Below are 13580 nucleotides of genomic sequence, written 5' to 3' on the forward strand. Positions count from 1 at the left end.
ATGGATACTAAATCATTAATTGCGAGCGAAATTGCAAAAGTGGTTCCTGAGTTGGACCAAGAAACAATCTATAACTTGCTTGAAACACCAAAAAATTCTGACATGGGAGATATTGCTTTCCCTGCTTTTAGCCTTGCTAAAGTGCTCCGCAAAGCTCCACAAATTATTGCTGCTGAGCTATCTGAAAAAATCGACCAAAGCCAATTTGAAAAGATTATGGCAGTAGGTCCTTACATCAACTTCTTCTTAGATAAAGCGGCCATCTCTAAAGATGTTCTCCATGCCGTTATCTCAGAAAAAGCTGACTATGGTCAACAACATATTGGTGATGGCCAAAATGTAACACTTGATATGTCAAGTCCTAATATTGCTAAACCTTTCTCAGTTGGTCACTTGCGTTCAACTGTTATTGCGGATTCAATTGGTCATATCTACTCTAAACTTGGCTATAACTCAATCCGTATCAATCACCTTGGGGACTGGGGTAAACAGTTTGGTATGTTGATCGTTGCTTACAAACTTTGGGGTGATCGTGAAGCTGTTGAAGCGAATCCAATTGATGAATTGCTTAAGCTTTATGTTCGTATCAATGCAGAAGCTGAAGAAAAACCAGAATTAGATGACCAAGCCCGCCAATGGTTCAAGAAATTGGAAGATGGCGACAAAGAAGCTTGGGATTTATGGCAATGGTTCCGTGACGAAAGTCTTGTTGAATTCAACCGTATTTACGATAAATTAGATGTTTCATTTGACCACTTCCACGGTGAAGCTTTCTACAATGATAAAATGGATGAAGGTATTAAGATTCTTGAAGACAAAAACCTTCTTAAAGAATCTAAAGGTGCTCAAATTGTTGACCTTGAAAAATACAACCTTCCACCAGCATTAATTAAAAAATCAGATGGTGCAACACTTTATATCACTCGTGATATGGCAACTGCAATGTACCGTCAACGTACTTTTAACTTTGTTAAAAATATTTATGTTGTTGGACAAGAACAATCTCATCACTTCAAACAATTAAAAGCTGTTCTTAAAGAAATGGGATTTGATTGGTCTGATGATATGATCCACGTTTCATTTGGTCTTGTAACTAAAAACAAGAAAAAATTATCAACACGTAAAGGGAATATCATCCGTCTTGAACCAACTCTTGACGAGGCTGTTGCTCGTGCCTTAACACAAATTGAATCTAAAAACCCAGACTTAGAAAACAAAGAAGCTGTTGCTCATGCTGTTGGGGTTGGGGCTGTTAAGTTCTACGATTTGAAAACAGACCGTGACAATGGTTATGACTTCGACTTAGAAGCTATGGTCTCATTTGAAGGAGAAACTGGACCTTACGTTCAATACACATATGCACGTATCCAATCAATCCTTCGTAAAGCTGATTTCACACCCGATGCTAACAAAGATTATTCTTTAAACGACATTGAATCATGGGAAATCGTTAAATTGCTTCAAAGCTTTGCTGCTAACGTTGAACGTGCTGCAGATAAATATGACCCATCTATCATTGCTAAATTTGCTATTCAATTGGCACAAGCTTTCAATAAATATTATGCCCATACTCGCATCCTTGACGAATCTGATGAACGCGAAAGCCGTTTGGCGCTCTGCTATTCTACAGCAATCGTCCTCAAAGAAGCTCTTCGCCTCTTAGGTGTTCAAGCTCCAGAAAAAATGTAATCCATCTTAATACAAAAAAGTTCTATTCTTGAAAGAATAGAACTTTTTTTCTTATACTGGTTTATCATAATTTTTACGACGAATTTTGAAATCTGAGCTAACAACTTCATCCACATCAACGATGGAGATGAAGGCATCTGGATCTAAGTCTGCTAAAATGCGTTTCACTTCTCTGACTTCATTTGGGCTCATTGTGACATACATGACATTGTATTCATTACCTGAGTATGCTCCTTCACCTTTCAAGTAAGTAACACCACGATTAATCTCTGTTTGAATTGCCTGTGCGGCAGCCTTGGAGTGTTTAGTAATAATAATCATCCCACGGATGGTATAACCACCATTTTGAACAACAGTCAAGACTTGGCTAAAAACAAAGCTAGCAACCAGAGTATAAAGCATGTGTTTCAAGTCAATATAGGTTAATGAGGCCGTTAAAATAACAGCATCAATGGCAAGCAAGGTTTGCCCAAGTTTGATTCCCATTTTTTCTTCTGCAATACGACCAATAATATCAGTACCACCAGTTGTCGCCCCATATCGGAAAACTAGGCCACAACCAACACCTGCAAAAAGACCTGCTACCACAGAGACCAACATCATATCATGCTCAAGTCCCAGCTCAATTGGAATTTTTTGCCAAATCCAAATAAAAATAGACATGGTTACTGTGCCATAAATGGTTAAGGCTAGTGAACGGCGACCAAAAATCATAGCTCCAATGATAAATAATGGAATATTCAGAATTAATGAAGAATAAGCAGGGTTGATACCCATAAGTGCGTGTAACATCAAGGTTAAGCCCGATACGCCGCCTTCGGCTAATTTATTAGCCATATTGAAGTTTACAAAGCCAAACGAATAGATGGCAACCCCAATAGTAATAATTACTAAAGCGCGTATCCGAGATAACCAAAGATTAAATTGTGTCATTTCAACTCCTTATTTTTACAAAAAACTAGTTGCTTCAAAAAGAAGCAAACTAGCTATATCTTTTTCTTTCGTTTTTTCTTCTTGGGAATGAAGAAATCTGGGCTATTAATTTCATCCATATCAAAGATAGAAACAAAGGCCCTAGGATCAATCACGTTAATAACTTCTTTAACTTCCCTGACTTCTGTACGACTAAGGGCAGTATAGATAACTTTTTTCTCTCTTGCAGAGTAGGCACCTTCACCATTGAGATAGGTTACTCCTCGCCCTAACTCTTCCATGATGAATTTAGCAATCTCGAGAGCATTATCTGAGACAATAATAGTACCTCTAACAGAGTAACCTCCATTTTGCACCAGATGAACAATACGGCCATACATAAAACTGGCAATTAAAGCATACATCATATCTGGAATGGAAATATAGGTTAAGGATAGGATCATCACAAAAATATCGATGACTAGAAGTGCCTGATTGAGTTGTAAACCTAACTTAGTCTCCATCAGCTTACCAATAATATCAGCACCGCCGATGGTGCCACCACTTCGGAAAACTAGTCCGCCCCCAAGACCACCAATAATCCCGGCCATTAAAGAGATGACCAACTTATCGTGATCTAAATCGATGGCTAATGGTAACCTTTGAAAGAGCCAGATAAAGAAATAGAGTGATACAACACCAAATACCGTATAAATGGTTGAACGTCTTCCAAAAAACCGGGCGCCAATAAAAACTAAAGGCAGGTTAATAGCATAACCGGAAATAATTGGATCAATATTTAAAACAGCTTTCCCAACAAGAGTTAAACCAGCCATGCCGTTTGCGGCAATACGATTTGCCATGTAAAAATAAACAAAGGCAAAGGCGTAGACCGCTGAACCAGCTAATATATATGCAAATTTTTTGATTTCAACTTTACTATCGAATGGCATCCCAACCTCCAGTTTTTCTAAATGCTAATCATCCTCTACAAAGCGCCCGATAATGCGGACATTTTCAGCAACGGAGATAAAGGCCGTTGGATCGGTTCTTAACATTAAAAATTTAAAATCATTATATTCTTCTTGCGTCAAAATGGTAACTAAGACTGCCTTATGAACATGTTTATAGGTTCCTTCAGCGTCATTGATACAGGTCACCCCACGATGCAGCTTGTGATGAATTGTTTTGATGACTTTCTCAGGATATTCTGTCACAATCATGGCTTGCATTTTCTTTTGTTTGGTGTAAATAGCATCAGTGATACGAGTACTTACAAAGATTGCCACCATAGAATAAAGAGCATATTGCCATCCAAACAGGAGGCCGGCAAAAACCATAATGGTTGCATTAACAACTAAAGCAATCTTACCAACGTCACTGCCAGTCTTCTTGCGAATAGCTAAGCTGACAATATCAGTCCCACCACTTGATATCCGAGATTTCAAGCCAAGTCCAATACCAAGACCCATGATTAATCCACCGAAAATGGCATTAATGAGAGGATCCTTAGTTAAAACGACCTGGGGCATGATTTGGATAAAGAAGGAGGACATGGAAACTGTAATGAAGGTGAAAATGGTAAATTTATGACCAATTTTATACCAAGCTAACAACAATAGTGGAATGTTAATAGCGTAAAAAGCTAGTGAAATTGGAATCGTAAATCCAAGAAAACGTCCCGAAATTGCCGAAACAACTTGGGCTAAACCTGTTGCTCCACTGGAATAAACATGACCAGGTTGAAAGAAGAAGTTGACGGCAATACTAGACAAAATCCCATATAAGATTGAGGCTGAAATTTTTTCAGCATATTTCTCTTTAGAGATACTGCGTAAGGCTTTTAATAATCCTACCTTTTTAGCACCACGGCTAATAACGTATTTAACTTTTTTCTTGTAAGTTGTTTTTCTAATCATGACTTTCTACTTGAAGACTTAATTCCTCTAATTGTTTGTCAGATACCAAGCTAGGCGCTTGGGTCATTGGATCACTTGCTTTATTGTTTTTGGGGAAAGCAATAACTTCACGAATGTTATCTTTTCCAGCTAACAACATGACAAAACGGTCAAGACCAATTGCCAAACCACCGTGTGGTGGGAACCCATAATCCATAGCTTCTAATAAGAAACCAAATTGGTCAGCTGCCGATTCCGCTGTAAAGCCTAAGGCTTTAAACATGCGTTCCTGCATTTCTTTTTGGTTAATCCGGAGACTACCGCCGCCTAATTCATAACCATTGAGTACAATGTCATAGGCAATGGCACGAACTTTGGCCAAATCACCTTCTAGTTCATGGGCTGATTCTTCAGTTGGTAATGTGAATGGGTGGTGTGCCGACATGTAACGGCCTTCTTCTTCTGACCACTCAAACATTGGCCAATCAACAACCCATAGGAAGTTGAACTTGCTGTTATCGATTAAGTCAAGTTCTTTGGCAAGGCGGCTGCGGAGGGCACCTAGTGTGTTATTAGCAACCTCTAATGCATCAGCGACAAATAGGACTAAATCATTTTCAGCTAGTTGTAAAGCGTCTGTCAAATCTTGGTCAATTTCCGTTAGGAATTTGGCTACTGGTCCTGTTAGGGAGCCATCGACTTTTTTAACCCAAGCTAAGCCTTTTGCCCCAAACTGTTTAGCGAATTCAGTCAATTTATCAATATCTTTACGAGAGAATTGGTCTGCTTTGCCTTTGACAACAATAGCTTTGACTGCTTCAGCTTCCGAAAAGACTTTAAAGTCTACACTTTTTACTACAGTTGTAACATCTTGTAGAAGCATCTCAAAACGGGTATCTGGTTTATCAGATCCGTAAAGATTCATAGCGTCATTGTAGGCCATGCGTGGGAATGGTAAGGTAACTTCAATTCCTTTTGTATCTTTCATGACTTTAGCAATCATGCCTTCAACGATGTCTTGGATTTCTTGCTCAGATAAGAATGATGTTTCTAAATCGACCTGAGTAAATTCAGGCTGACGGTCACCACGCAAGTCTTCATCACGGAAACACTTAACGATTTGATAGTAACGGTCAAAACCAGCATTCATCAATAATTGTTTGGTAATCTGTGGACTTTGTGGCAAGGCATAGAAATGACCTTGGCTAACCCGACTAGGAACCAAATAATCACGCGCACCTTCCGGTGTTGATTTAGTCAACATTGGTGTTTCCACATCAATAAAGTCTAAACCATCAAGGTAATTGCGGATAGAATGGGTTACTTTTGCACGCAACTTGAAGTTTTCTAACATTTGCGGACGACGTAAGTCCAAATAACGGTAGCGTAAACGCGTCTCATCACTCACTTCAGCATCATCTTTAATTTCAAAAGGTGTTGTTTTAGAAGCGTTCAAAATTGCCAAAGCAGTTACTTTTAGTTCGACCGCACCAGTAGCCAATTGGTCATTAGCCTGTTGACGGGCCTGAACCAAACCAGTCACTTCAATGACGTACTCGCTACGAATACTCTCAGCAAGAGCAACCACCTCTGCACTTGTATCTTCAGGATTAATAACAAGTTGCATGATGCCCTCACGGTCGCGTAAATCGATAAAAATAAGGCCGCCCAAGTCTCTACGACGTCCAACCCAACCTTTTAAAGTAAGTTCTTGTCCAATGTGCTCTGATCGCACATGACCAGCATACATGCTACGTTTCATCTGTATATATCTCCCATACATTTTTTGTCAATTTCTATTATAACAAAAAGCACACAAAAACCCCACCCATTTGGGGTGAGATTCTTGATTCTATTGGACTTTTTTATTATGTAGAACGAGCCGAAGACTCACTTTATACTAATTGACTTAACAAGCCAGCAAAATCTTGACTAATTTGTTCGAATGTCGCTTCAATTTCTTGACGACTTTGGTTATTCTTAAGACTGACTTTACCAGCTTCAACTTCGCTTTCCCCTAAAGTCATAATCACCTTAGCTTTAAAGCTGTCTGCTGATTTAAATTGAGCCTTAATTTTACGCCCTAAGTAATCCCGTTCCGCTTTAAAGCCTTGTTTGCGAAGTGCTTGCACTAATGCTAAAGCTTTGCTGTTGGCAGCATCTCCCAATACAGCGATATAAACATCCATCTCAGATGCAACTGGCAATGTGATGCCCTGCTTTTCTAAAATCAGCAAAAGGCGCTCAAGACCAAGACCGAAACCAAAACCTGGCGTTTCCGGCCCGTCAAAGTAGCTCACCAATCCGTCATAACGACCACCGGCACAAATGGTCAACTCTGATTTATCAACAGTCGCCATAAATTCGAAAATAGTGTGGTTATAATAATCCAAACCACGAACCATGTTGGTGTCAATCACATACTCAATACCAAGAACTGCCAACATAGCTTTCACAGTCTCAAAGTGAGCCTGACTTTCTTCATCTAGATAATCCAAGATTGATGGCGCATTTTCAACTGCCACTTTATCTTCTTTTTCTTTAGAGTCCAAAACACGCAAAGGATTTTCATCCAAACGGCGTTGACTATCCTTTGACAGTTGCTCACGCATCGGCGTCAAATAATCAATCAAGGCCTGACGGTAGGCCGCACGACTAGAAGGATTTCCCAAACTATTGATATGTAACGTAATATCTTTAATCCCGAGGGTTTCAAAAAGGTCTTTAGCCATGGCAATGGTCTCCACATCAGTGGCAGGATTGGCAGAACCAAAACACTCCACACCAATTTGGTGGAACTCGCGCAAACGACCCGCTTGAGGGCGCTCGTAACGGAACATAGAGCCGATATAATACATTTTGACAGGCTTTTGAACCTCTGGTGCAAAAAGTTTATTCTCAACAAAAGAACGAACAACAGGGGCAGTCCCTTCCGGACGAAGGGTAATATGACGATCACCCTTATCGTGGAAATCATACATTTCCTTTGTCACAATATCAGTAGTATCGCCAACCGAACGACTAATGACCTCATAATGCTCAAACATAGGCGTGCGAATCTCGCCATAATTATATTTTTTGAAAGTTTCACGTGCAAGATTTTCCACATATTGCCATTTAGCAGCTTCTTGAGGCAGAATATCCTGAGTTCCCTTAGGTTTTTGTAATTTCATAATAACGATACAAGGCCGCAAAAACTCCGACCCATCCTTTCTTTGACAGTAATCTATACTATTTTAGCATTTTTCTAGGCTTTTTGGGAATAGCTGCGCTTTTAAAAAACTTTTTTGTCAAGTAACTTTACTTTACAAAAAAGTTGTGTTACTATATTAAAGTTGGCGAAAGCCATAGACACAAACATTAGACTAAGCCAAAGGCCTTAAAGCCTACTATAAAGGCTCAAACATTTTAATCGGAGGATAGAAAAAATGGCAGTTCCTGCACGTCACACGTCAAAAGCTAAAAAGAACAAACGTCGTACACATTATAAATTAACAGCACCGTCTGTACAATTCGACGAAACCACTGGAGATTTCTCACGTTCTCACCGCGTATCACTTAAAGGATACTACAAAGGACGTAAAATCGCTAAAGCTAACGAAGCTAAATAATAGAAGGGAGATACCATGCGCGTAAATATTACACTTGAACACAAAGAATCTGGTGAACGCTTGTACCTTACTTCAAAAAACAAACGTAACACTCCAGACCGTCTTCAATTGAAAAAATACTCACCAAAATTACGTAAACACGTAACTTTTACTGAGATCAAATAATTGAAACACAAAAAGTCCTTGAAAGATTCTTTCAAGGACTTTTTTGTGCTCCTTATGCTACAATTAAAGCAATAATATTACGGAGGCAAGCCTATGTTTCAATGACATTCAAAGAAAACGGACTCAATAATTTATAGTTTTATGAAGAAAGAGGATTATTTTTGGAAAAATTTTCAATTGAAACAGACCGCCTAGTTATTCGCCCACTTGCTCTAGGAGATTATGATGCCTGGTATCAAGGCTTTGATAGTCGTAAGGTTTCACAACATGCTTTTGATGACGGTCGTCTGGACATGACCGTCTGTGATCCCCAGTGGTTTCAGAGCTTAGTGGCACGGCATCAGGAGCTTTGGGATAAGGATGATACCTATATCTTTGCTGCTTTTGATAAGAGTGGCCAGCACCTTGGCATGCTCAATATCGCCACCTTAGCCCGCACCAACATGCAGTGGGGCGAACTGGGCTATTTCATTCATAACCAGCACTGGCGTAAAGGCTTTGCCTACGAGGCTTTATCAGCTTTAGTAGAGGCCAGCTGGAAGGAGCTGGGCTTTCATCACTTAGAAGCTCAGATTTCCCCGGAGAATAGAGCGTCACAGCAATTGGCTGAGAAATTAGGTTTTGTCTATGAATGTCGCCGTCCCAAGTTTGCCTTTGAAGCAGGTCAGTGGGTTGACAAGGATATTTACAGTAAGAATTTACATGAGCAGCCTTTAGATTAGTTATTGAAGAAGTCCTTTAGGGCTTCTTTTTTGCAAAAATGCTATAATAATCAAAGACATTAATAATATAAGGAAGTTACTCATGCAAAAACACTGTCAAGAATGCGGTACTATACTCATTGCTAAAGAATTGGAAAATGAAGGGCAAATCCCTTTTTGTGAGTCTTGCGACCAATTTCGATTCCCAGGTTTCAATACTGCCGTTAGCTTAATTGTTGTTAATCAAAGCAACGATAAGATTCTGCTCATCCAACAATATGGTCGTCCTCGTAAAATTTTAGTGGCCGGATATGTTGGCAAAGGTGAAAACCTTGAAGAAACTGCCCTACGTGAATTAAAGGAAGAAACCGGTTTGACAGGCTTGTCAATCTCTTTTAACAAAAGCCAGTTCTTTGAGCCGTCCAACACGCTTATGTGTAACTTTACAGTCTTTGTTAAAGATGATAGCGACTTTAAAGCCAATCACGAGATTGATGCCTACTACTGGTACAGCCCTGAAGAAGCCCGTCAAAACATATTCCCAAATAGTTTAGCAGCGGCTTTTTTAAATCATTATTTAGATCAGAAAAAGAGTTAAAAAAAGGTGCCTAAAGGCACCTATTTCTATTTAGAAAAAACTATTAATGATAAAAGTTGACAGTCCCATAATTAGACAAAAGACAAGGGTGTAAGCAACTACTATCAGTGGTTTCTGATAGGGATATTTGGCTTTTTCTTCAATACTTTCAACCTTATCAAGAGTTTCTCCTTTAGATATGGCTAAAATTTCTTTATAAGTTTGGACCTTATTCTCTTTTTTGAATTTTTCTAACCTTAAAGCAAAGTACATGAGGACAAGCCATTCTAAAACAAGAACCAAAAAGCCAGATTTCCCCCAAAAATGAACTAAGGGATAGGCAGTAATAGCCATCAAAAGAGAACCTATGGTCATGACCCAGCCATCTCGGTTAAATTGTTTTAAATCGTCACTTTGAACAAGTTTTTTCATTTCGTCAATATCTCCTTCTACTAATTGATCTAAACTTAGCTGGAAGAGGTTCGCCAAAACAATCAAACTGTGAATGTCCGGATAGGATTTGTCATTTTCCCAATTTGAAATGGTTTGACGTGAAACATATATTTTTTCTGCTAAGTCTTCTTGAGAGAGCCCAGCCTTTTTACGACAAGAGCTCAGTTTCTTTCCAAGTTCCATTTTTTCTCCTTTCAGCTTAAGTTTATCTTAGTGGAGGTTTCTTAACTATCAAATGTCTTTGACATTGGCTTGATTCAGACCTTATTTCTTGTCTAATTGCTTTTACTTTACACCATCGTCAACTAATTGACAAGCCTAGTCCAAAATGTATTTAATAAAAACAATATGTTACAATAAATAGACTATCATCTAGGAGGAAATAATGGTTTCATTTTTAGGTCGTCTTCTTAAAGGTATGATTATTGCCTTAGGTTTTATATTACCCGGTGTTTCTGGTGGTGTTCTGGCAGCTGTTTTAGGCATTTATGAACGCTTAATTCGCTTTATTGCCCATATCCGTGATAATTTTTGGGAGAATCTTATCTTCTTTTTCCCCGTTGGTATCGGCGGTATCTTGGGAATTGCCCTCTTTTCATTTCCAGTAGAATACTTGCTTAGCCATTACCAAGTTCCAGTTTTATGGGGCTTTGCGGGGGCCATTATTGGAACCCTACCAAGTTTATTTGAAGAATCAACACAAAAATCAAAAAGAGATAAGGTCGATATCATCTTTTTAGTGGCAACTTTTGTCATTTCTGGACTTTTTCTCTATTTCCTCAACGACTTGACTGGAACAATTCCAGCTAATTTTATGACCTTCATATTAGCAGGAGCTTTGATTGCACTGGGTGTCCTTGTTCCTGGTTTAAGTCCTTCTAATCTTTTATTGATTATGGGGCTCTACACTCCCATGCTCAAAGGCTTTAAAGGACTTGACTTAACTGGAACCTTTTTACCTATCGCCATTGGTGGGCTATTAGCTATGGCTGCCTTCTCAAAAGTCATGGATTACGCCCTTGACCACTACCACTCCCGGGTTTATCACTTGATTATCGGGATCATTTTATCCAGTACCTTGTTGATTCTGATTCCCGTTCCTAATAGTCCTGAGGCTATTGACTATAGCGGAGCAGGATTACTGACCTGGGGATTAGCTTTGCTTCTATTTGGCCTAGGCATCTGGCTAGGACTTTGGATGAGTCAATTAGAAAGTAAATACAAATAAAAAGTTGGAATAAATTCCAACTTTTTTTCTTTAGTCGAAGATGCTTGGGCCATACAAGTCAAACAAATGGTAGGCCAGTAAGAGATTAAAATGTGAGTGATCCTCATTGATATCAAAACCAAGGATATCTTTAATCTTTTCCAAGCGATAAAGCAGGGTTGAACGGTGGATATAGAGTTGATCAGAGCTGGCTTTAATCTGGCACTGATTTTCCAAATAGACACGGAGGGTCTGGAATAAATCTAAGGATTGCTCTTTTGAAAATGACCAAATGCCACCCAATTGGGCTTTTACAAAGAGTTTGGAATCATCACTACGGGTTAAGGTATTTAGCAGAGAATAAGAACCAAGCTCGCTAAAGGAAGCCACCTGTCTTCCATAAGCCGTATTCTGCATAACATTTAGAACATGTTGAGCTTTTTTATAGCTGTCTCGATAATCCACGATTTGTTTAACGCTACTACCAACCGCCAACCAAAGATTGACTTGTTCAGATTGGTGGTCTTGCAGATAATCATAAAGTTTTTCCCAGTATGTATTATCTGACAGGCTTTCTTGTGGTTTAAAGAGCAGGAGTTTTCCTTTAAAAATGGCTGAAACCAGGTGTTTGTCATACTTATTGAGATGGTAAACCATCTCGTTAAAGAGTTTATTGCGCTGGATTCGTTGATTAATGAGATCTTGGTGGTCAACTTCTTGGCTGTGAACATCAACTACAGCCACTGTATGATATTGATTGATATCAAAATTGAAATAAGAAGCATAATCAATGATTTGGTCCATTTCATCACGCGCCTTGCTTGATAAGAGAGCCCCAACAAAGGAATTTTTCAATTGATTGAGAGCCTCGCGTTCAATCTTATATTTCATGAAGAAGGTGGCGTAAATACTAATAGCCATGGAAATGGCTAGGCTAAAGTTCTCTTGATTTCTTGGACGGTTCTTTTGGCTATAAACTAAATAACCTAGAACTTCACGGTCCCCTTCTATTTTATTAAAGACCAGTTCTTCTTCAGCTACTTGTAACGTAAAGGTTGCTGGTTTATTCTGATAGGAGCTTTTTTCCTTTTGTATTTCTGCCACCACTAAATCCAAGGGCAATTGGCTATCCTTTAACTGATTATAGGCTGACAGGTTAAAAAATGGATCAAAAACCAGTACATCGTTCATTATAAATTCTGACAGTACTCGGTTCATCTCATCGATGTCAACTTGATCTATGGATTTTTTGATTAAATTGGTTTGCAGCGCTAGCAATTCTTCCAAGGCCTGACGACGTTCATATTCACTCCGACGCAGAGACAAGTTCTCGTACATGGCGCTAAAATAATTGGTATAGGTCTGAAGGAGTTCAAAATCCTTTGCAGAAAAGATGTTATTTCCTGATTTTTTGCAGTAAAGAGCTCCAACTAATTGACCGTTTAAACTGATGGGCAGGGTAATTTCCCGGAAACCAATTTGTTCCACGTGAGGAAAGTAATCACGTAGGGCGTTACCACGACTGAGGCGGATATAATGGTCCTTTGGTACATAACCAAAAGTTGGTTTTTGCAAGAGCATAGCTTCCCGACTTTCATCTAATAAATAGATGCCAGTATAGTGGGTTTTTGCTTCCCGGCCTGACAAGTTGACAATCTGAGCTAAGAGGTCCTCGATGGAATCTTGCATCATCAACTGGTGGGCTGAATGGGCAATCAGACGTAAATTCTTCTGACTATTTTCATTCTTTTGAATCATGTCCATAGCAATGGCTACATACTCACCCAATTCCTTGAAAACCGTCCGCATTTCATCAATGAAAGGTCTTTCATCATAATAACCGACGATGATTAAACCTTGATTAGATTGATTTTCAGTAATTGGAATGGTAAACCATGAATCAACCTGATGATTTCTGAAATACTGTGTTAGGACGGAATCTTCTCTTAGGAGATTATCATCTGACTTAATACTTTGCTGATAAAGAATTGGATCTACTTGATCAGTAGGATAAGGGAATAATTCCCGAATAGACTCAACCCCGCTTAGGTAATGAAGTCGCAAATAATCTTTGACATTAATGCCAATGCAAACAAAATCAGCTGAGAGAAGCTCCCTAAAACTTTGGCCAACTATTGTTAAAATTTCATCCCGAGAATTCCGATTTAATAATTGACGTGAAGTCATTTTTAAGTGAGTTTCAATGTTCTCAATAAATTTTTCACGGCTTTTACTATTTATTACTTTTGTCATTTTTAAAGCCATCCTTTTTCATCATTCTCTTCTATTGTAAACAATGAAAGCCGTTTCAACAACTATTTAGCATGGAAAAACAGCTTCCTTTACTTAAGAGGAAGCTGTTTTTCA

The 13580-nt window shown here is 38.9% G+C and carries 13 protein-coding genes; 6 read left to right on the forward strand and 7 right to left on the reverse strand.

Annotation, left to right across the window (positions count from 1 at the left end; all coding sequences use genetic code 11):
• Window positions 1–1689 carry an arginine--tRNA ligase gene (gene argS, locus A9Q68_RS07900; protein ID WP_071794169.1) on the forward strand — a complete coding sequence of 563 codons (1689 nt, stop codon included), beginning with the start codon at window positions 1–3 and terminating at the stop codon, window positions 1687–1689.
• A 51-nt stretch (window positions 1690–1740) separates the two neighbouring features.
• Here the strand turns inward: argS and A9Q68_RS07905 are convergent, their stop codons facing one another.
• The 5 genes from A9Q68_RS07905 to hisS all read right to left on the reverse strand — a co-directional run bounded on the left by A9Q68_RS07905 (window position 1741) and on the right by hisS (window position 7672).
• On the reverse strand, window positions 1741–2622 hold the full coding sequence (locus tag A9Q68_RS07905; RefSeq protein ID WP_071794170.1) for a YitT family protein: 882 nt from the start codon (window positions 2620–2622) through the stop codon (window positions 1741–1743).
• Window positions 2623–2675: 53 nt separating this feature from the next.
• Window positions 2676–3554, reverse strand: coding sequence for a YitT family protein (locus A9Q68_RS07910; protein WP_071794171.1), 879 nt, complete (start codon window positions 3552–3554; stop codon window positions 2676–2678).
• 24 nt (window positions 3555–3578) lie between these two features.
• Entirely contained in the window at window positions 3579–4520 is a 942-nt protein-coding gene (locus A9Q68_RS07915) for a YitT family protein (protein ID WP_071794172.1), read from the reverse strand.
• Complete coding sequence (gene aspS / locus A9Q68_RS07920; RefSeq protein ID WP_071794173.1) at window positions 4513–6261, reverse strand: aspartate--tRNA ligase; 1749 nt, start codon at window positions 6259–6261, stop codon at window positions 4513–4515. Before aspS ends, A9Q68_RS07915 begins: the two co-directional genes overlap by 8 nt.
• A 133-nt stretch (window positions 6262–6394) precedes the next feature.
• Window positions 6395–7672 carry a histidine--tRNA ligase gene (hisS, locus tag A9Q68_RS07925; protein ID WP_071794174.1) on the reverse strand — a complete coding sequence of 426 codons (1278 nt, stop codon included), beginning with the start codon at window positions 7670–7672 and terminating at the stop codon, window positions 6395–6397.
• 255 nt (window positions 7673–7927) lie between these two features.
• On the opposite strand from hisS, the gene rpmF reads away from it, so the two are divergent.
• The 4 genes from rpmF (at window position 7928) to A9Q68_RS07945 (ending at window position 9574) form a co-directional block, all read left to right on the forward strand.
• Window positions 7928–8110 (forward strand): 50S ribosomal protein L32, encoded by a 183-nt coding sequence (gene rpmF, locus A9Q68_RS07930; protein WP_003085054.1) that lies wholly within the window; start codon window positions 7928–7930, stop codon window positions 8108–8110.
• Window positions 8111–8125: 15 nt separating this feature from the next.
• Window positions 8126–8275 carry a 50S ribosomal protein L33 gene (gene rpmG, locus A9Q68_RS07935; protein WP_071794175.1) on the forward strand — a complete coding sequence of 50 codons (150 nt, stop codon included), beginning with the start codon at window positions 8126–8128 and terminating at the stop codon, window positions 8273–8275.
• A gap of 161 nt (window positions 8276–8436) precedes the next feature.
• Window positions 8437–8997, forward strand: a complete 561-nt coding sequence (locus A9Q68_RS07940; protein WP_071794176.1) for a GNAT family N-acetyltransferase — start codon at window positions 8437–8439, stop codon at window positions 8995–8997.
• An 82-nt stretch (window positions 8998–9079) separates the two neighbouring features.
• A complete protein-coding gene (locus tag A9Q68_RS07945) occupies window positions 9080–9574 on the forward strand; it encodes an NAD(+) diphosphatase (protein ID WP_071794177.1) in 495 nt (164 codons plus the stop codon).
• A gap of 30 nt (window positions 9575–9604) precedes the next feature.
• Here A9Q68_RS07945 and A9Q68_RS07950 read toward each other — a convergent pair whose 3' ends face one another.
• Complete coding sequence (locus A9Q68_RS07950; RefSeq protein WP_071794178.1) at window positions 9605–10189, reverse strand: helix-turn-helix domain-containing protein; 585 nt, start codon at window positions 10187–10189, stop codon at window positions 9605–9607.
• A 202-nt stretch (window positions 10190–10391) separates the two neighbouring features.
• Here A9Q68_RS07950 and A9Q68_RS07955 point away from each other — a divergent pair, with 202 nt between their 5' ends.
• Window positions 10392–11234 carry a DUF368 domain-containing protein gene (locus A9Q68_RS07955; protein WP_037593090.1) on the forward strand — a complete coding sequence of 281 codons (843 nt, stop codon included), beginning with the start codon at window positions 10392–10394 and terminating at the stop codon, window positions 11232–11234.
• Window positions 11235–11264: 30 nt separating this feature from the next.
• Here the strand turns inward: A9Q68_RS07955 and A9Q68_RS07960 are convergent, their stop codons facing one another.
• Entirely contained in the window at window positions 11265–13466 is a 2202-nt protein-coding gene (locus A9Q68_RS07960; protein ID WP_071794250.1) for a helix-turn-helix domain-containing protein, read from the reverse strand.
• Window positions 13467–13580 lie beyond the last annotated feature (114 nt).

The sequence above is a fragment of the Streptococcus bovimastitidis genome (assembly GCF_001885095.1).
Taxonomy (GTDB): Bacteria; Bacillota; Bacilli; order Lactobacillales; family Streptococcaceae; genus Streptococcus; species Streptococcus bovimastitidis.

Coding starts and splice junctions, on each gene's coding strand:
- argS (WP_071794169.1), top strand. CDS start 1: ATGGATACTAAATCATTAATTGCGAGCGAAATTGCAAAAGTGGTTCCT.
- A9Q68_RS07905 (WP_071794170.1), bottom strand. CDS start 2,622: ATGACACAATTTAATCTTTGGTTATCTCGGATACGCGCTTTAGTAATT.
- A9Q68_RS07910 (WP_071794171.1), bottom strand. CDS start 3,554: ATGCCATTCGATAGTAAAGTTGAAATCAAAAAATTTGCATATATATTA.
- A9Q68_RS07915 (WP_071794172.1), bottom strand. CDS start 4,520: ATGATTAGAAAAACAACTTACAAGAAAAAAGTTAAATACGTTATTAGC.
- aspS (WP_071794173.1), bottom strand. CDS start 6,261: ATGAAACGTAGCATGTATGCTGGTCATGTGCGATCAGAGCACATTGGA.
- hisS (WP_071794174.1), bottom strand. CDS start 7,672: ATGAAATTACAAAAACCTAAGGGAACTCAGGATATTCTGCCTCAAGAA.
- rpmF (WP_003085054.1), top strand. CDS start 7,928: ATGGCAGTTCCTGCACGTCACACGTCAAAAGCTAAAAAGAACAAACGT.
- rpmG (WP_071794175.1), top strand. CDS start 8,126: ATGCGCGTAAATATTACACTTGAACACAAAGAATCTGGTGAACGCTTG.
- A9Q68_RS07945 (WP_071794177.1), top strand. CDS start 9,080: ATGCAAAAACACTGTCAAGAATGCGGTACTATACTCATTGCTAAAGAA.
- A9Q68_RS07950 (WP_071794178.1), bottom strand. CDS start 10,189: ATGGAACTTGGAAAGAAACTGAGCTCTTGTCGTAAAAAGGCTGGGCTC.
- A9Q68_RS07955 (WP_037593090.1), top strand. CDS start 10,392: ATGGTTTCATTTTTAGGTCGTCTTCTTAAAGGTATGATTATTGCCTTA.
- A9Q68_RS07960 (WP_071794250.1), bottom strand. CDS start 13,466: ATGACAAAAGTAATAAATAGTAAAAGCCGTGAAAAATTTATTGAGAAC.